Origin of the sequence: Pseudoalteromonas aliena SW19, from assembly GCF_014905615.1 — a bacterium.
GTDB lineage: Bacteria > Pseudomonadota > Gammaproteobacteria > Enterobacterales > Alteromonadaceae > Pseudoalteromonas > Pseudoalteromonas aliena.
In genome coordinates this window covers 1-19,925 of record NZ_AQGU01000029.1, presented here as the reverse complement: position 1 = coordinate 19,925, position 19,925 = coordinate 1, and the positions used below count along the sequence as shown (strand labels likewise).

Annotated in this window: 12 protein-coding genes and 1 pseudogene; 3 read left to right on the top strand and 10 right to left on the bottom strand. The window is 38.2% G+C overall.

The genetic code is table 11. The features are described 5' to 3' along the window. Positions 1–38: 38 nt before the first annotated feature. Positions 39–947, bottom strand: a pseudogene (locus PALI_RS16535) (IS3 family transposase); the annotation flags it as partial. A gap of 56 nt (positions 948–1,003) precedes the next feature. Here PALI_RS16535 and PALI_RS16530 point away from each other — a divergent pair. Next, positions 1,004–2,161 carry an IS30 family transposase gene (locus PALI_RS16530; RefSeq protein WP_193154361.1) on the top strand — a complete coding sequence of 386 codons (1,158 nt, stop codon included), beginning with the start codon at positions 1,004–1,006 and terminating at the stop codon, positions 2,159–2,161. 368 nt (positions 2,162–2,529) lie between these two features. Here the strand turns inward: PALI_RS16530 and PALI_RS16525 are convergent, their stop codons facing one another. From PALI_RS16525 to PALI_RS16510, 4 genes are all read right to left on the bottom strand, one after another. Next, a complete protein-coding gene (locus tag PALI_RS16525) occupies positions 2,530–3,039 on the bottom strand; it encodes a hypothetical protein (RefSeq protein WP_010388776.1) in 510 nt (169 codons plus the stop codon). Then, positions 3,040–3,738, bottom strand: a complete 699-nt coding sequence (locus PALI_RS16520) for a hypothetical protein (RefSeq protein ID WP_193156756.1) — start codon at positions 3,736–3,738, stop codon at positions 3,040–3,042. Positions 3,739–3,979: 241 nt separating this feature from the next. Continuing rightward, positions 3,980–5,020 (bottom strand): methionine synthase, encoded by a 1,041-nt coding sequence (locus PALI_RS16515; RefSeq protein WP_193156755.1) that lies wholly within the window; start codon positions 5,018–5,020, stop codon positions 3,980–3,982. Between the two features lie 31 nt (positions 5,021–5,051). Next, positions 5,052–6,026: a DUF1852 domain-containing protein gene (locus PALI_RS16510; protein ID WP_193156754.1), complete on the bottom strand. Its 975-nt coding sequence runs from the start codon at positions 6,024–6,026 to the stop codon at positions 5,052–5,054. Between the two features lie 462 nt (positions 6,027–6,488). Here PALI_RS16510 and PALI_RS16505 point away from each other — a divergent pair, with 462 nt between their 5' ends. Both PALI_RS16505 and PALI_RS16500 read left to right on the top strand, forming a co-directional pair. Beyond that, entirely contained in the window at positions 6,489–7,298 is an 810-nt protein-coding gene (locus PALI_RS16505; RefSeq protein WP_193156753.1) for a sulfite exporter TauE/SafE family protein, read from the top strand. 330 nt (positions 7,299–7,628) lie between these two features. After that, positions 7,629–8,603, top strand: coding sequence for an alpha/beta hydrolase (locus tag PALI_RS16500; RefSeq protein ID WP_193156752.1), 975 nt, complete (start codon positions 7,629–7,631; stop codon positions 8,601–8,603). A gap of 169 nt (positions 8,604–8,772) precedes the next feature. Here the strand turns inward: PALI_RS16500 and PALI_RS16495 are convergent, their stop codons facing one another. From PALI_RS16495 to PALI_RS16475, 5 genes are all read right to left on the bottom strand, one after another. Further along, on the bottom strand, positions 8,773–11,121 hold the full coding sequence (locus PALI_RS16495; RefSeq protein ID WP_193156751.1) for a S9 family peptidase: 2,349 nt from the start codon (positions 11,119–11,121) through the stop codon (positions 8,773–8,775). Positions 11,122–11,721: 600 nt separating this feature from the next. Next, positions 11,722–13,188 (bottom strand): DNA recombination protein RmuC, encoded by a 1,467-nt coding sequence (gene rmuC / locus PALI_RS16490; protein ID WP_193156750.1) that lies wholly within the window; start codon positions 13,186–13,188, stop codon positions 11,722–11,724. Between the two features lie 784 nt (positions 13,189–13,972). Next, the gene (locus PALI_RS16485; protein WP_193156749.1) at positions 13,973–17,119 is read right to left on the bottom strand and encodes a DEAD/DEAH box helicase; all 3,147 of its coding nucleotides are present in this window, start codon (positions 17,117–17,119) and stop codon (positions 13,973–13,975) included. Between the two features lie 428 nt (positions 17,120–17,547). Continuing rightward, complete coding sequence (locus PALI_RS16480) at positions 17,548–18,510, bottom strand: transcriptional regulator (RefSeq protein WP_193156748.1); 963 nt, start codon at positions 18,508–18,510, stop codon at positions 17,548–17,550. A gap of 15 nt (positions 18,511–18,525) precedes the next feature. Further along, positions 18,526–19,764 (bottom strand): AAA family ATPase, encoded by a 1,239-nt coding sequence (locus tag PALI_RS16475; RefSeq protein WP_182703235.1) that lies wholly within the window; start codon positions 19,762–19,764, stop codon positions 18,526–18,528. Positions 19,765–19,925 lie beyond the last annotated feature (161 nt).

Below are 19,925 nucleotides of genomic sequence, written 5' to 3'. Positions count from 1 at the left end.
ATCGAACGGGATTATTATTTTTTGGGTAAGTGTAGTGGTCAATAAAATTTGGCCACAGTTTTAGAATCTTGGTACCTGACCTCAGATTCATTTGGCGCTAAACCAGCATTATAATGATGCGGCCTAACATTGTTGTAATATCCATTTATGTAATCACTTACGCTATATTTAGCGTCTATAAAGTTTCCATATCCAATCTTTGGCATCCATTCCGTCTTAAAGCTTCTAAAAAATCGCTCCATTGGCGCATTATCCCAACAATTTCCACGTCTACTCATACTTTGTGTGATTTTATAGCGCCATAAACGTTGGCGATATTTTAAACTTGTATAATGGCTACCTTGGTCAGAGTGAAACATCAGTCCTGTCGGTTTCCCTCTGCTTTCATATGCGAGTTCAAGCGCTTTTAGTGTTAAATTAGTATCTGGTGACAACGACATTGCCCAGCCAACCACTTTGCGTGCAAATAAATCAATAACCACGGCTAAATAAGCCCAGCGATTGCCTGTCCAAATATACGTCACATCACCGCACCACACGGTATCAGGCTCAACAACATCAAATTGTCTATCAAGCAGGTTTGGAATTTCAAGGTGTTCATTACCACCGCGTTTATATGAATGTTGAGGTACTTGGCAGCTTTCAAGCTTTAATTTAACCATTAGCTTAGCTGCACGATAACGGCTCAATTCAAAATCATTGTTCGTTGCTATCGCTGCGATTGTCCGTGCCCCTGCTGAACCACCACTCATCGCATGTATTGCTTTTACTTCAGCCTCTAACCTTACTTGCTCAGGTGTCGGCGTTGTATCCCGTATGGCCCAGTACTTATAGCTGCTGCGATGCACATTGAATACACTACATAGCACACTAATTGGATAACGCTCTCGTTGATTTAACTTCTCGATTAACGAGAATTGTTCAGGGAGTCGGACATCAAGAGAGCGTGGTGAATTCAATAGGTCAATGCAACACCTTATAATTGATTATTAATTAGGTTGTTATGACTGACTTATCAAAACGTGGTTTAAGTGATATTGAAAAGCTGAAAGCATGGTTCTTATGGCGTGAAGGTAAAACGCTTAGCGAAATAGGCTTGACGCTTGATAGGCATGCTGGTTCTATATTCGGTGTACTTAAATTAAAAGGTGGAATATCGCCAGTGCAACGAAAACGTCGATTATCGTTTCTTTCTTTAGAAGAGCGAGAAGATATATCAAGAGGTTTAGCTTCAGGCTTATCTATCAGGGCAATAGCTCGTAATGTAGAAAAGGCAGCGTCAACAGTAAGCCGTGAAATCAAACGCAATGGTGGTATTGCCAAATACCGTGCAGTTACGGCTGATAAAAATGCGCTAGAGCGAGCATTAAGGCCAAAGCAATGTAAATTGCAAAAAGGTAATCCACTTAGCGATTTGGTTGAATCTAAGCTACTAGATGACTGGTCACCAGAGCAAATTTCTGGCTGGTTAAAAATAAAACACCCAGCATCATCTGAAATGCATATCTCACATGAGACTATTTATAAAACGTTATTTATCCCATCACGCTATATTTTCGAAAAAGCAGTCCTTAGCTATCTTCGCTCAAAACGTAAGTTGAGGCATGGTAAACGCTCAACAAATAAGGGAATTTATAAAGGTATTATTGATGCTAAAACAATTCATGAAAGGCCTCATGAAATTGAAACACGAGAAACTCTAGGTCACTGGGAGGGCGATTTAATATCAGGAAGTAGCAACTCACATATAGCAACATTGGTTGATCGAAAAACACGGTATACAGCTTTGGTACAAGTTAATGGTAAGGATACTAAAAATGTAGTAAATGCACTTATTCTGAAATTTAATGGTTTACCAAAGGCACTTAAAAACACACTAACGTGGGATCGGGGAATGGAATTAGCAGACCATAAAAGATTTACTAAAAATACGAATACAGATGTTTACTTTTGTGACCCGAGTAGTCCGTGGCAAAGGGGAACAAATGAAAATACAAATCGCCTATTAAGGCAGTACTTTCCCAAAAAGACAAGCCTACATGGCTTTGACCAACGTTATTTAGATAAAATCGCTAATAAACTAAATAATCGACCAAGAAGAATATTAAACTATTTAACTCCTAATGATATGATTAAAAACCATGTTGCACTGACCACTTGATATCACCACCGCTCTCTTGATGTCCGACTTTCTTCTTGCGTATAACCTTGGTCAACGACAAGCTGAGCCGTTTCTAATTTTATTGCTGCAGAATACGTTGCGCGTTTTAAATTCGTCATTTTTTCACCCAAATTTGTATGCTTATTAGCATAACATTTCTTTCTTAATGGGTGGCCAAAATCACTGTACCACTACAACTGGTGTATATTCACACCAGTCGACGTCATTACTAGGTGCGTAGTCATATTTAAATTGAGTTTAAATAATAAGAACACTTGGCTTTTTGAATAAAAAGATCAAGAAAACACAGCTGCCTGCTTGATCGGAACTTTCTAATGGGTGACCCTATTCACCTCATTTTAATTCTATCAGTAGCAATTATCGCTTGAGGTCAAAAGCCTGTTGGACCTAAAGACTTTAAAGTCGAGCGGATAACTATTTATATAAGCAGAAAATGTTAGGTATAACATGTATTCGTCGCCTGATTTTAATTCAAATTCTTTATCATAAAAAACATCAAACTCTCGCTTTGAATATGGAGCAAGGACTAAACTCGATATAGGGTCATTACCTTCATAACTAGAAAACTTGTTCTTTCTAGCATATTCCCAACGTGTGTAATGCTCTGAATATGATTTCTTTTGAACAACTTTAATGGCATCCGACTCCCAAATGCCGAACTTGTCATTTGCACCTTCTATATTTACATAGGTGCCAGTCATATTGTGAAACTTTAAAGTAGCAATGCCTTTAACCACTGAACAAGTCACATCAATATAGACCTTATTATACAAATCAACACTATGTTCAGCAGCCATGCTAGACATAGTGTGAGATGATAAAATAGCACCCCCCAACAGTATTAATTTATCAATCACTTATAACCTCTTATTTTGGAGCACAAAATCAAGTGTATAAACATTTTTATATAGAGCAGCTCTATCTAACCTTTGACTGTCTAACGCCTGAGTGTCTGTATAAAAAGGGCGATACCGAGCATTATTAGCACGAATACTAATCTCCTTTTTATTAAAATGGTAACCTCCATTCGGGTGCTCCCCGCCAAGTGAATGTGAAATCTCGTGTATAAGACCACTCACTGAACTACCATTTAAATAAGTTGTAGTCATTGATATCTCAACAGTAATTATACTATAAGTACCTTCAAATCCTACATCATTTGTATCAATTACTTTAATAGATGATGGGTTTTTAATAATTTCACTAAGTTTTGCATCTATTTTCCCAGCATCTTTTATTAAGAGATCAGCGGTAGTTTTAAATTCGCTGTTATCAACAAAACCATAATTACTCTTTGCTGTTTCATACTTTTCACCTGTTTCAGATCTTAACTCTTGAACTAGATCATTTATTCTAGCTTTTTCAGCTTTAGCACGTACAACAATTTTGCTTTTTTCATTCTCTGTGGCATCTCTAGATTTACTGTCTTTTGAAGTACCATCATTACTGCTATGCAGTATATGCCCATCAGTATCACCTGCCCCCTGCTCTTCACCCACACTATTAAGCAAAAGGGGGCAAATCTTGACTTCAGAAATTATAGATCCTGACAGCATGCAAATGGGGCACTTTCCACTCAATCGATAGTACCTAGCGGCCCGGTTAAATTTAACTATTTTTGCTGGTTTTGTTGCACTCTACCCAACCAATATTCAACTAACTTAAAACCTTTAACCTAACACCTTTTGCCTTTAACCTTATAATTTAACTGTAAACCCCCATGACATTTTGATTAAAAAAGCCACACTTTAACTTATGTTTAGGTGTGGCTTTTTTTACAGCAGTTGTAACTAAAAGTTAAGCTACATTCGCTGCTAATAGCTCGTTACGTACTAGCTCTGCGCCTTTGCTTAGGGCGTTGAGTTTGCCGTTTGCGATGTCGCGGGGTAGGGGGGCCATGCCGCAGTTGGTGCAGGGGTAGAGTTTGTCAGCATCTACATATTTAAGCGCTTCGCGTAGGGTTTTTGCCACCTCTTCGGGTGTTTCTATAGTATTGGTGGCTACATCGATTGCGCCTACCATTATTTTTTTACCGCGCACGAGTTCTAGTAGCTCTATGGGTACATGTGAGTTTTGGCATTCGAGCGAAATAATATCAATATTCGATTTTTGCAGCTTAGGGAATACTTCTTCGTATTGTCGCCACTCGGTGCCAAGGGTTTTCTTCCAATCGGTGTTGGCTTTAATGCCGTAGCCGTAGCAAATATGCACGGCGGTTTCGCATTTTAGCCCTTCTATGGCTCGCTCTAGGCAGGCTATGCCCCAGTCGTTTACGTCGTCAAAAAACACGTTAAAAGCGGGTTCATCAAATTGGATTATATCAACCCCTGCGGCTTCTAGCTCTTTGGCTTCTTGGTTGAGTATTTTAGCAAATTCCCATGCTAGTTTTTCACGGCTTTTATAGTGATCGTCATACAGGGTGTCGATCATGGTCATTGGCCCAGGCAGTGCCCATTTAATTGGTTGGCTGGTTTGCTGGCGTAAAAACTTGGCGTCTTCAACAAATACCGATTTAGTACGAGACACAGGGCCAACCACTGTGGGTACGCTGGCGTCGTAACGGTCGCGAATTTTAACTGTTTTACGGTTTTCAAAATCAACGCCATTTAAGTGTTCAATAAAGGTGGTTACAAAGTGCTGGCGAGTTTGTTCGCCATCGCTGACTATATCTACGCCTGCAGTTTGTTGCTCGTGCAGGGAAATACGCAGGGCGTCGTGTTTGCCATCAACCAGCTCACTGCCTTGTAATTTCCATGGTGACCATAAGGTTTCGGGCTCAGCAAGCCATAACGGTTTTGGCAAGCTGCCTGCTGATGATGTGGGTAATAGTTTTTTCATAATAAATGCTGCCTTTAATTTTGTTGTGTGATTAAGCGATACTTGCCGAGAACTGCTGCAGCACTGACTGATAAGGCTTAATAAAGTGCTGCTCAGTAAATTTGCCTTGCTCAACCGCTAATTGACCTCGTTCTGCGCGGTCATACACAATTTGCGTTAACGAATGGTCGTCATTTTTTAAATTCGGTTTATAACGGCTACCAGCGGCGGCGTTGGCGTTATAAATTTCTGGACGATAAATTTTTTGAAATGTTTCCATAGTGCTAATAGTGCTAATTAGTTCAAGGTTGCTGTAGTCGTTGAGTAGATCACCAAAAAAGTAAAACGCTAACGGTGCAACGCTATTTGGTGGCATAAAGTAGCGCACTTGTAAGCCCATTTTTTTAAAATATTGCTCAGTTAACGACGACTCATTAGGCTGATACTCAACGCCCAAAATAGGGTGCAGGTTTTCACTTTGCTGATAGGTTTTGTTATCAGACACGCTTAAACAAATAACTGGCGGCTTTTTAAAGTGCTTTTTATAGGTTTTTGAGCTTACAAAGTGTTTAAACAACTTGCCGTGTAAGTCGCCAAAGTTATCGGGAATACTAAATTTCGGTTTGCTTTTGTTATGCTCAGGCAGTAATACGCTAAAGTCGTAATCGCGCACATAAGACGAAAAGTTATTACCCACCATACCTTCTATTTGCTCGTTAGTTTGGCGGTCAATAATGTTGGTTTTTAATACCTCAATTGATGGAAAGGCTTCGCCACTGCCTGCAATGTCTAAATCAACCGAGATGATTTTCAGTTCAACCGTGTAACGATCCCCTTGTGGGTTATCCCAATTGGCGAGTGCATTAAAACGATTGTTAATCATTTTTAGGGTGTTACGTAAGTTTTGTTGGCGGCTTTCACCACGGGCTAAATTAGCAAAATTGGTGGTAATACGCGTACTGGTTGATGGATGGTAGTTTTCATCCAAGTTAGTGCTCTTAATAGTAAATGTAAAATCAGTGCTCATGGCAATACCCTTTCAATCTAAGAATGTGCTGCTTTTATCAATCAGTCATTACAGGCTGTTAAAACCGAACGAACGGTTTAACTGCAGTGGTGCTGTGCAGAGTTAATAAATTTATACGTGGTATGTAGCATGAAGAAAAACGGTTTTATTTCAGGTAAAACATGAGTCAGATTCATTTTCTGACTAGGTCGAATAGATAGTTTTGGCTAATTAACAGTAAATACGTCATAAAAACAAATTTAGAAGTCTAGATTTCTAGATGTTTTTACGGGTGTTGTAATTTATTCATACAAAACGTGAGTATTATTCAATACTGATAAGTACTTAAAGTGCAATTTGCATAAACGGTTGTTGATATAATCAAAAAAACATTGGTGAGCTTAGGTGTTTTATTAAGCTCTTTAAAAAGTAACTCACCGCCGCAGAGCATAACTATCCCTAACATAAGAAGAGACAAATGGAATGAGTGATTTAATAGTGTTGATTATATACTGCGCCATACTTGGCAGTGGTGTTGGCTTTTTAGCTGGCCTATTAGGAATAGGAGGAGGGCTGGTAATTGTGCCTATATTAAGCATGATATTGCTGCACTTTAATGCCTTGCCTCCTCCTCAAGTAGTGGTGGTTGCCATTGCCACATCGCTGGCCTCTATTTTATTTACTTCAACATCGTCGGCTATTGCACATCATAAAAATGGCAATGTACCCTGGGATATTGCACCTTGGGTTATGGCAGGCGTTGCCTTTGGTGCGCTTATTAGTGGCTTTATGGCTGCATTGTTACCCGAGCATGTAGTGCGCTTAGTGTTTGCTGTGAGTGTGGTGCTAATTGCACTCAAAATGATTTTTTCTGGTAAGAGTGATTCATCAGCCCCACGCCCGTTACCAAACAAAGGGTTACTGAGCGTTTTAACAACTATAACCGGTGGTTTGTCTGCGATGATTGGCATTGGTGGCGGGGCAGTATTAGTGCCGCTACTGACGTTTTTTTCTGTTGATATGAAAAAAGCCATAGGCTGCGCATCGGCCTCAGGCATTGTGATAGCGTTGTTTGGTTCAATGGGTTATATCAGCTCAGGCATCCAACTATTTAGCCTAAAAGAAGGATTTGCGGGCTTTGTGTATTTGCCCGCTTTATTGGGTATTGTATGCACCTCATGGTTTACCGCACCACTAGGCGCTAAAGCTACCCATTATTTACCGGTCTCAACCATTAAAAAAATATTTGCCGGATTGCTAATTGTAATGGCAATTAATATGTTTACTCGATAAGGTTATTTAGTTCGGGTTAAATTATGAGCCTTAAAAAACGGCTCATACTTACACCTTTAAAAAACGCGGCATAAAGCCGCTGCTACCTAGAATATTAGCTATTTCTGCGCGGCATAAGCCCCGCCTACATTAAACCACCTATATCACATGTCTGTAGGCGGGAGTTTATCTCGCGCTTGTATTTTTAGGAGGATAAAAGAGACTTTTAAGTTAAGGTAATTTAAAATAATATCAAAACGGCCTAACTAAAAGCTAAAACCTCCTCCACCCCATAGGAGGTTATTTGCTTAATTGAAGTATTGATATTCAAATTTAACTAATGAAGCGAAAATGGAAAATTTCACCAAACTATTAGCAGTTTCACTTTATATATTTTCTTTGTCTGGCTGTACTTCAATTGGAAGTTACGTCATGTCAAACCCCGATATTTATCTTTCTGAAGCGGAGTTTATAAAAGCAAAACCTAGCGACATTGGCTTTGAAAAACATACATTTTGCTCTTTTAGTACCACTCAATGCATTACATATCTGACTGCTGAACCTTATCAAGCAGCTGAATTTTCGCAAGGGAGCTCTGTTTATTACAACCTTCATGCAACTGGTAATAATGTAGAAAATACAATTTCACACAGAATGACACCAGATACATTTAATCGTTTTGAAGGCACTGCTTTATTGCTTCATGGCTATGGGAGCAGTAAAGAAGCAATGATGGCTTCAGCTATCTATTTTAGAGCGCTTGGTATGAACGTTATTATTCCAGATCTTTTTGGCCATGGTGAATCAACTGAAGCATTTGTATTTGCAGCAAAAGAGCACCGCATTTTAAATGAACTGCTTGCTGAACCACTTTTAAATCAAACAAATAACCAGACTGTTGTAGTAGGCTATTCTATGGGAGCACTTACTGCAAGTAACTTATTATCATCAGAATATATTGACGCTGCTATTTTACTTGCCCCAATGATGAGTTTTGACGTTGCAGCTAAGGAATACTTACCTTATAAATCGCCTTTGCTTAGTCATTTTTTTCATAGCGAGATTGATAATATTGTTAACCAAGCAATGTTTGAGGCAGGAGTAACCATTCAAGAAACAAATTTATTGCCTAAATTAACTGAGACTAAAAAGCCTGTATTGTTAATTAACTCAGATGTTGACTCTCTATCCCCCCCGGCTTACTTTTCATCAATACAAAATGAGTTAGTAAAAAAAATAACTTTTAATGCTCGCTCTCATTCAAGTTTAATGGTGTTTGATCGTGATGATGTTATCGAAATTGAAAACTGGCTAATAACATGGTGAACCTTCGCTATTTTAGATGACATTGAGTGTATAAGTCATTTTTTATTATTGTCGGGTTTCGTTGCACTCTACCCAACTTACGCTTTGTAAACCCCCATTACATTTTGATTAAAAAAGCCGCACGCTAACAATTAGTGTGCGGCTTTAGTATTTAACTTTTTTAAAGCGGTTATTTAGCTAGTAAGTGCTTTTCAAAAAAGTCAGCCATCATAGTGTGGTAATGCAGAATTGTGCCTTTGCCTTCACGCAAACTGTGTGAGCGGTTAGGATATGAGAAAAACTCAAACTGTTTATTGTGCTTAACGAGTTCGTCAATTAAACGCTCAGAGCCTTGATAATGCACGTTATCATCACCTGTCCCGTGAATAAGCAACAGCTTACCGGTTAGGTTTTTAGCAAACGTAATAGGCGAGGTGTTGTCGTAACTCTCAGGATCGGTATTTGGGTTGCCCGCGTAACGCTCTTGGTAAATAGTGTCATATAAACGTATATCTGGCACCGGTGCTGAGGCAATTCCCACTTTGTATTTATCACCGTGGCGGAACAGTAAGTTAAGCGTTGAACTACCGCCCCCTGAGTGTCCCCATACGCCAACGCGCTCGGTGTCTATTACATCCCAACGTTTAGCCATAGCATCTAGGGCGTCTACTTGGTCTTGCACGGTAATTGAGCCCATTTTTTTATAAATCGATTTACGCCAATCGCGGCCTTTGGGTGCACGCGTACCCCGATTATCAACCGATGCGACAATAAAGCCTTTTTGCGTTAGCAGCGATTTGTATAAGTAGCTGTCTCCTTCAAAACGGTCCTGTACTGTTGAGCCCCACGGTTCACCGTATACGTAAAAAACAATCGGGTATTTTTTACTTTTATCCATGTTCTCTGGAAACATAATATAGCCGTCAAGCTCAGTGCCGTCTTGCGCGTTAACTTTAAAAAACTCATGGCTTGGTAAGCTTTGCTCAGCCAGTTTTTCTTTTAGTTCTTTATTTTCAACTAAGGTTTTTACATTGCTGTGATCGCTCACCTTAATGATTTCTTTTGTTGGCGGTGTGCCAAATTTAGAATACGTGTGCATCGCCCATGAGGCATCTTTAGACATGTAATAGCTGTTTGAGCCTTCAAACTCTGCAGGGGTTACACGCACAGTTTTACTGCTGCCATCAAGTGGTGTGCTGTATAAATAGCGCTGGCCAGGATTCTCTGGCGAGGCAATAAAGTACATGACGTTTTTTTCTTCATTGATAGTGAGCATATCAACAATATCGTAATCGCCAGGCGTTAGATCAATAATGGTTTTGCCATCGCGCGATACACGATAAAGATGACGCCAACCATCGCGCTCGCTGTGCCAAATAAAAAACTTACCGTCTTTTGACCAATTGGCTTTATAAAACCATTCGATAAACGCATCGTCTTTGTCTTCTAAAATTTTAGTCAGTTGCTGCTTTTGCCAATCAAATAACCATATTTTATTGTGGCTTTGTAGGCGGTTTAAATCTTGGATCATTAATTCACTACCAGTGCCCGCCCAGCTAATACGCGGAATGTAACGGTCGCGGTTATCGCCTTCAAGCTCAGCCCAACGAGTTTGTTTATCTGCAAGGCTAACAACGCCCACTCGCACGGCTGAATTAGTTTCGCCGGCTTTAGGGTATGGAAACTCTTTTAGAGTAGGGTAGAGCTCGTCAGTGTTGTTGATCATGGTAAAAAATTTAACGTCGCTGGTATCAAGCTGCCAATAAGCGATTGATTTGTTATCGGGGCTCCAACGAAAGCCATCAGCAATAGTGAACTCTTCTTCGTATACCCAATCAAAATTACCATTAACAATGGTGGCGCTGCCATCGGTTGTAAGCGCAGTTACATCGTTACTGCCAACCGCTTGCATATAAATGTTGTTATCGCGCACGTACGCTACTTTTGAGCTGTCTGGGGAGAACTTAGCAAACATTAGTTTTTTAGGTTCAGGTTGTTCGCCGCCAAGCTGCTGTAGTTTGTTAGTTTCTAAATTTAATAGCCAAAAATCACCACGACTACGAGAGCGCCAAACTTGCTCGCTATTGGTAAATACCATTAGCCATTTACCGTCTTTTGACCATTGATAGCTTTCGATTGCAAATGGCTCGTCTGCATCTTCTGGTAATAATTTTTCAAATTTAACCAGCACTTTACGGCCAGTACCATCGGCGTTGTAAAAAACAATGTCGTTGCCTTTTACGCCGTGTTCTTTTTCGTCATCAGCTTTATTATTATCAGCAGCGTCTTTTTTATTTTTATCTTTTTCGTTTTCACGCGCCTCAAGCACTGTGTAACCAGTGCCATCGTCTAACCATTTAAAGTATGTGCTGCGCTGCGCTTTAAAATATTTATCTTTATAGATTTGTTCTAGCGAAAGTGGGGCGCTCATTTCGGTTGAGGCTGCAACCGATGTGCTATTGTTAGTTACAGAGCAACCTGATAAAGACAGTCCTGCCATTACGGACAGTACGAGCCCTGAGGCTTTAAGTAATTTCATGTGAGATCCTAAAGTGGGTGTGTGCTTGTTGCTATTATTTTAAGGGTTATGCAACACGCTTATTGGGTTCAACAAACGAATGTTTAACAGTGCTTACTTTAGCAAAGTTTGCGTTTAATATCAGAACGTTCATCGCAAGCATAGCTACATTAAACGACAAATTGCATGCAATATGCAATACTTATTACATTTGAGCAGCATAAAATATAAAGTAACCAGTACGCCACTATTATATTTCGGGTAACACAAAAAGCTTTGCGGGCTAAGTAAAAGCCAAGTAACGAAGAGTAAATAGCCCCCAAAACGACCCCAAGAACAGCGCATGTTTGGCATTTATGCTGCGTTACCTAAACGACCAAACAGTCTGCTGAAAGTTCAACCTAAAAAGATAAACAGGTCTTAGGGATTATATGTATAATTTTATCAATGAATAGCTTGCATAACGTTACGTGCTTTTATGTTACCGACAATCAATAATTATTATAATGAGCTTCTTCGCGCATACTTATAGACATTAAATATGCGCGAAGAAGCTATGTAAAATATTAAGTAAAATTATAATAAGATTTTAGTAGTGCTGGCTCATTTAAGCTGACATTGTTAATCCAATTCTAGCTGAGCTCGTTCAACACTCTCATTAGGTAACTCTTTTTGCACTGATACACCCAGTTCTTTAAACTCAGAGGCTTGTTTAATTAAGTTACCTTTGCCACGATATAACTGAGAAAATGCTTTATCGTAGCTTTCCTTTGCTTTATCAAGCTGTTTACCTACGCCTTCCATACTGGTTAAAAAGCCGTTGAGCTTGTTATAAAAACGCTCAGCTCTATTTGCTAGCTCTTTTGAATATTTAGTTTGCTCTTCAAAGCGCCAAAGCTGCTTAACAATGTTTAAACTTGTAAGCAGCGTAGTCGGTGTAGCCACTAATATGTTTTTTTCAATTGCTTGTTGATAAATATCACTTTGATACTTAAGGGCCTCAACAAAGGCTGATTCTATTGGCACAAACATAACCACAACTTCTGGCGAGTTAATACCAGGTAAGCGATCGTATGATTTACTAGCAAGTTCATTAATACGCGCTGTAACGGCGTTTACATGCTCTTTAATTGCTTGATTAGCATCTAACTCGTTTTCGGCATTTACATAACGGGTATAGGCGTTTAGCGATGTTTTAGCATCAATAACTAAGTGCCGCCCTTGCGGTAAGTATACAACTACATCGGGGCGCAATCGGCCATCTTCGGTGTTAAACGACACCTCTCGCTTGTAATCAACACCTGCGCGCAAACCTGCGCTATCTAACACGTTCTCAAGCATTAACTCGCCCCAATTACCTTGGGTCTTTTTTTGCCCTTGTAATGCGTTACTGAGCTTATCTGCTTGATCAGTAATGGCTTGGCTTTTGGCCTGTAAATGCAGTAACTCGGTTTTAAGTGCGGTACGTTGCTTTATATCTTCAACGTGTATTGATTCCATTTTCTCTCTAAACCCTTTTAACTCACCTTGTACAGGTTTTAGTAGTTGCTCAATACTTTCTTGGTTTAGAGTTTTAAAGCTTTGTGATTTTTCTTCTAAAATTTTGTTAGCTAGGTTTTCAAACTCTTTTTTGAGCATATTTTTACTTTGTTCAATTTGCGCTAGCTGTTCGGTAAAGTTTTGCTGTTTTTGCTCAAGCGTGGTGCGCATATTATTATATTCAACATCGCGTTGGTTGTATTGCTCGCGAAGCGCTGTTAATTCACCTTCAGCTTTACGCCAAAAGTGGTTGTATTGAATGCTTTGTTTTTCTTGTTCGCTAAACCGGGTTTTAAAATGCTGCGCCTCATCGCGCTGCTCTTGGTGAGTGTGCTCAAGCAGCTCATGATCTTCTAACAGGGTAGTGTGTTGTAGCGCTTTATTATCAAATTGATTTTGTAAAATTGAAAGCTGCTGTTGTTGCTCGCTTATTTTTTGCTGTAATTTTTTGCGCAACTGTACTGATACAACGCCGTAAAGTACAACGCCTAGAGCAACCCCGACGCCTGCGCTTAACCAATCAATATTAGTGAGTATTTGAATAAACATAACAATAAACTTATAACATTTAGTGACATGCCATCATAGCGAATAACTATCAATAGAAGTAGGGGAGCAAAGAAATACAGGCATAAAAAAAGCCAGTTCAAAACGAACTGGCTTAATCATTACTAAAATTAGTAACTAAATAGGGGAATCAACAAGCATAATAGTAGACGCCCCTTTTTTAATTAAGTTCATAAAGAATGAAAAATTTTAAAATAATAATTCAATGGTGAGTTTGAGGCATAAAAAAAGCCAGTTCAAAACGAACTGGCTTAATTATTACTAAAATTAGTAATTAAATGGGGAATCAACATGAAAACCTGTATTAACTGCAATTAATCAACAAGCATAATAGTAGACGCCCTATTTTTAATTAAGTTCATAAAAAATGAAAAATTTTAAAATAATATTTCAATGGTGAGTTTTAGGCATAAAAAAAGCCAGTTCAAAACGAACTGGCTTAATTATTACTAAAATTAGTAACTAAATAGGGGAATCAACATGAAAACCTGTATTAACTGCAATTAATCAACAAGCATAATAGTAGACGCCCCTTTTTTAATTAAGTTCATAAAAAATGAAAAATTTTAAAATAATATTTCATTGGTAGGTTTTAGACATAAAAAAAGCCAGTTCAAAACGAACTGGCTTAATCATTACTAAAATTAGTAACTAAATGGGGAAATCAACATGAATACTTGTATTAACTGCAATTAATCAACAAGCATAATAGTAGACGCCCTATTTTTAATTAAGTTCATAAAAATTCGAATATTCTGAAATTAATTTAATTTTTAATCAGAGACAACATCTGTTGTTCGTCAAACTGAGTAAAACTCATTGATTTATCAGTAAATAATGCGTCAACAAGCGCTTGCTTATCTTCTTGCATTTTAAATACTTTCTGTTCAATTGAGTTACTCATTATGAGCTTATATACAAAAACAGGGTTAGTTTGCCCAATTCGATAAGCACGATCAGTTGCCTGTTTCTCTACCGCAGGGTTCCACCATGGATCAAAATGTATAACTGTATCGGCCTGCGTTAAATTAAGACCGGTACCACCGGCTTTTAAACTAATTAAAAACACCGATGTTTTACCACTGGTAAACTCATCAATTACTTTATCGCGATGGCGTGTTTGGCCTGTAAGTAAGCTAAAGTCTATGTTTATTTCTTCTAGGCGCTTAGCTATTAAGTCGAGTGCCGAGGTAAATTGACTAAATATAATAACTTTACGGCCAAGGCTTAGCATTAATGGTAAATGGGTCGCTAGCCATTCTAATTTGGCTGAGCCAGCCTGCGTATCGGGCTCGATTAATTTAGGGTGACAACAAATTTGTCTGAGTTTCAATAATGCTTCTAAAAAAGCGAGTTTACTTTTTTGTACGCCTTGCTCTGCAAATAAGTCGATTAACTTTTCTTCAAGAGCCTGCGTAATTCCCTGATACATTTCTTTTTGCTTAGGTTCAAACTCAAACTCTTTAGTTAACTCTGTTTTTTCAGGAAGTTCTTGCGCCACTTGTGCTTTAGTTCGGCGCATTATAAAGGGCATGATCAGCGCTTTTAATTGCTCAGCTCTTTGTATGTCTGCTTCGCGTTCAATAGGCGTTTGAAAATGCTGTTTAAAATGAGCTTGTGAACCAAGTAATGATGGCATAGCAAAGTCGAGTAACGATTTAAGCTCAAGCAAGTTGTTTTCGATTGGTGTACCACTTAAACATAATTTAAACTCGGCATTCAAACGCTTAACCAAGCGCGAGACTTGCGCTGTGTCATTTTTAATATATTGCGCTTCATCGAGAATTATATTTTCGAAATACAGCGGCGAATAATAAGCTATATCACGCTTCAACAGCGGATATGTTGTTAATATGCATTGAGACTGGGCAAGGTGCTGTAATGGCTCATTTCGGTGAGAGCCAAAAATAGTTGTTACCTTTAATCCTTTCGCAAACTTTGTTATTTCGTTTTGCCAGTTACTAACAAGACTTGTAGGGCATACTATTAAAGTTGGCCCGGCTTGCGGACGGTTAAAGGTGCTTGTTAAAAATGCGATAACTTGCAGTGTTTTACCAAGCCCCATGTCGTCGGCTAAAATACCACCTAATTTGTGGCGTTTTAAAAAACTTAACCAATCGACACCTTGTTGTTGGTACTCTCTAAGTTCTACTGAATCATTTAAGCCATGAAGCGACACCTTCGCCATAGTATGATCGGTATTATTTAACTCTTGTAAGTAAAGATCTAAAGAATCGTCATGTAGCTCAACATTTATGGCTGTATGTTTTACAAGCTCAGGGAGGTACGAAAGCGGTATATTAAATTCGTCTCGTGTTTTTACAAACTCGAAACGCTGCTTAAATTCACATAGTAAATTTATCGCTGATTTATTTATAACCCCAAACTGACGACCTACAGGATAGTAATGAAATAATTCACTTTGACGATTCAGTGATTGATAGACGAGATCTTCGTTAGTGAAAAGTAACGCGGCTTTAGCATCACCAAGTATTACTTTACAATGCATTTGATGGCCTACGGCTCGATTAGCATAAAGTGTTACTTCGCTTTGTGGATTAGCCACTGTCATTTTGCTAATTGTTACTTTCCAACCCCGCTCTTTAAAGCTTGGAAGTACTTCATAAGTAAGCCAATGCAAGTGAATAGGGGATTGTTTAGTGAAAACAAATTCACTTTGTAAACCCCCTTTACAAAACTCAAAACCTAAATTTACAAGTTCATTTGTAACAGTATTCTCAAATGCATTATTTATTATGCTCGCGGGCGCTTCACCAGCTAAATAGTTTTTGTTTTTATACTTAAATAACAATGAAAGCGCTAAACCTCGCTCTCCCATAGTCACTTTTAACACAGCATTACTTGCAGCTTTAGGGAGCGCTGTTTGCGAATTTGTTGGATGTGGTATTACGCCTGCACCAAAGTTATCAGCTAACTGTTTATATATTCGATCAAAGTTTGCGCTATGTAGCGCTGGCATTGTTTGTAAATGCGAAATTTCGTCAGCACTTAAAGGTGTACGTATACGACCAATTTTTAAATGATCTAAATCGATATAAGTAGGTGGGGTTGTTTTGAGCAGTGCCCAGCTTTTACTTTGCTCTAAATTAATACCCAGCTGAGTTAAGTCTTTTTCTTGTTGCCACTTAAAACTAAGTGCTTGACCGCTTTGTGGTTTAATAGCAACACGAGAGCGTTGTAAAAATAGGCGCTCAGTTGCAATTAACTGCTGCAGCGCATTAAAACCCCATTGGCCTTTAAGCTCAATACTTCCGACAGCATTTTGCGAACGTATCCAACTGTAAAGCCTAAAGTCACTTTCGAGTAAATCATTGGGGGTTATAAAACTATTGAGTTGTTGATCAGTAAGGTTACGGCCTAATGTGTAATTTTGGTCTTTATCGTAATTGGCTATTTTAGGCGATAGAAATACTTTATTATTTTCGATATCTAAGACAAATAGTAAAACCTGAGATGGCACTGCTTGCTCTGCACTTTTAAGTGCACTTAACTCGCTAAACCAATCATTAATAAAATAATCCTCACCGTATTCACCAGAGTGCTCTATCTTAAGTTTTAATAAAATTGCTGCAAGGTGTCGGCATTTCGTTTTTATATTACACGTGCAATGTGTGTCAACGGAGTAACCAGTTGGTAATTTACTGATCTCAATACGTTGATTAAACGGCGTACCGTTATCACCAAGAACCGTTGAATCAACAACAGAAAAGTTAGAAGTATGCTCTAACCAAGTGATTTTTCCATTTTTGTAGTACTCTTTCCCTTTAGCAAGCACGTTAGGCCTAAACAGTTTATTTATAAAGCGTTCGGAAAGAGGAAACTGGGTAGCCTGCTCATTTTTAATTTCTTCAAAAATAGCCAGTAAATCATTTTTTGATAAGTTAGCAGACATGTCACTCTAAGGATTAGTTTTTAAAAATAATTCTGCCAGTATATGCCTTATGTGCTTTGAGCTAAAGCAATATTAACGCTATATAAACTAGTAGGTGTTGATTGGTTGGTAAAAAATCGGTTTATAACTAAATTTAGAATGGATTTTGTTGAATAAATTGTAAAATGCAGCCAATTCAAAAAATAAAAACAACTTATATAATAGTTAGAGGGCTTTATAGATCAGAATTTTACTAACATTTTTTAAAACATGTGGCGAAGAGCTAAAAAAGAGAAAGCCAGTTAGTAAAAAAATGATCTACGCTATAAAATAGGCTAAATAAACGCATTAATAACGTATATAGATCAGATTTTTACTAACTTAATGATATAGCAGATCAATATTTTACTAACTACATAAACCCAACAGATCGCTATTTTACTAAGTAACTAATTAAAAGCACTTAATAACTTAGTAAGTTGATCTAATCGTTTGTCAGTCATCACTTTGTTATTTATTTTTATAGAGACGTCGCCACTTTTAAGGTTTCGTTGCAATGAAACAAAGTCATTTTCAAGTACAGCTTCACGTTTAACAACCATATGCGGCTCAGCAGTTAAGCATTTAGTTATTTCCATAGCGCGCTTGTCATCGCTTGTAATCGCATTAATTTCGTTATTGCTTGCTAGATCAACCACTAACTGATTAAAGGTCTCACAATCGCGCTCCTTTGCATTAGCAAGCTTTTTAGCAACTTCTCTACCTACGTGATTAGCTGTTGGGTAAAGTGCTATAACATTTGCTGGAATTTGCTCATAAGCTTTAATCGCATCAGCTATAGCTGTATGAGATACACCTTCTATCGCTGCAATTTCACGATAAGATCCTTTTTTACCTTGCTCAATCAATTCATTTTTGGTTTGTTGATAAGCTTGTCCTAGTTCCCATAAACTTGGCGCAATATATTGATCTGATGACACAGCTAAAATTTTAGCATCTTGCTCTGTAAAATCACTTGAGCTCAGTACTAAGTAATCAGCATTCCCTAAAATACAAGCCATGCGACGTCGAGAGCCTGCTAAAACTAAGCTTGTATCACCTTGATCCCAAAGTAGAGCAGGATGCTGATTACGGCCATCGTCAGATATTGCAGGAAGAATATCCGACACTGACTTTTCATTTAGAAGCGCTTGTACACGACGATTTTTACCATATACACCTGTTGTAGACTCAATATCTGCATGCGGGATCACTTTACAAATAAGTGTTATCTGCCGAGTAGGATCGCTAGGTGCGGGCATTCTTATCACATCACCAGCACTGGCTTGTTCAAGGAGTGCATCGAGGCTGCTAGTACCTACAGCTGTTGCAAAAGGATCTAAGCGGGTGTCATTTTTACGTTTTTTAGCCATTTTTATTTAACATCCTTACTTAGGGGTATTTAATTTTGATTGTGTAGATTGCCAATTGGAGCGAATCAGCATTTCAAGCTCATCAACAACATCTTTTATGTTTTCTTGGGCACGCATAAGTGACTCACGACTCGCTAAGCTATCAGATGCTTTTTGATCAAAAATAGTGTTAAAAGATGAAGAGCTTGCTGTAATTGCTGAACTATGGTTGATAGGATAACTCATTACTTGGCGACCAAATGCACTACGCACATCTTTGACAATATCGCGCTGTGAATGATTACCTTTAACGTAGTTGGTTACTAAAAACTGCATAAAGTCCCAGCCTTCATGACCAAGCGCAGCAACGGTATGATAAATTTCACCTAAACGTTTTAAATATTTGTTATTAGCATCAAAATCCACAGCTTCTGGATGGACTGGAATAAGCATTGCGGTAGATGCCATTAATGCATTATAAAACATAAAGTTAAGTGTTGGAGCTGTGTCAATAAGTAAAATGTCAAACTCGTCTTTTACCGGTTCAATTACTTTTTCGAGTAACTTATGATAATGGCGAGTTTGTTCATAATTTGAGGAATCTTTGAGTATAGTGGCAGTTTCGTGTTCAAAATAAAAGTCATCCATACCAGAAGGTAAAACACGAATATTAGGAATATGAGTAGGTAAAAATGAATTTGATACAAATTCTGGCCATGTTTCACCTTCCTCTAAGTCAATGCAATCACGCATTAAATCGCCAACCGTAATTGGGTCGTGTTCACTTGATGGGAAGAAACTTGATGACGATCCTTGTGGATCTAAATCAATAATACCAATGCGATAACGCTTAATATTTGTTGTAGCAAGCGCTGCAGCAATATTAACCATACTGGTTGTTTTACCACAACCGCCTTTGAGTGAATTTATGACAATAACTTGGAGTTTATCATTATTTGTACGGTGATCGGGCTTGATATCCATGATATCAGCCATGGAAAAAATATTTACAAGTGTGTAAGCATAATGGCCATTTGCACCGCGCTTTATGTTTAAATCGTCAAAATCACCGTTATCATGACGTCTTTTTAAGGTGCGATTATTACAACCTAGTAAGTCTGCAGCTGCTTTTTGGGTGTATGTTCTTAATTCTTTCTCTTCTGATTTAAGATGAGCGCGGTAATGTTGAATACGTCCTTCTAGTGACTTTTCTGCAACCTCAGCAGTTGCTTTTAAAAGCCGATAGGTATTTAGCGCGTTATTGTTGATAGACATACTTTCCTTCCTCAAAGTTAGGCAGATAGTATAATGTCCATTCAATTAGCTGTAAACAACTATTTATAGCGACATGCATTTTAAAAAGAAGACATCTAATAATATTTTTACACCATTAATATTGCTTAGTATAAATAAAGAAGTTTAAAGGTGGTTAAATA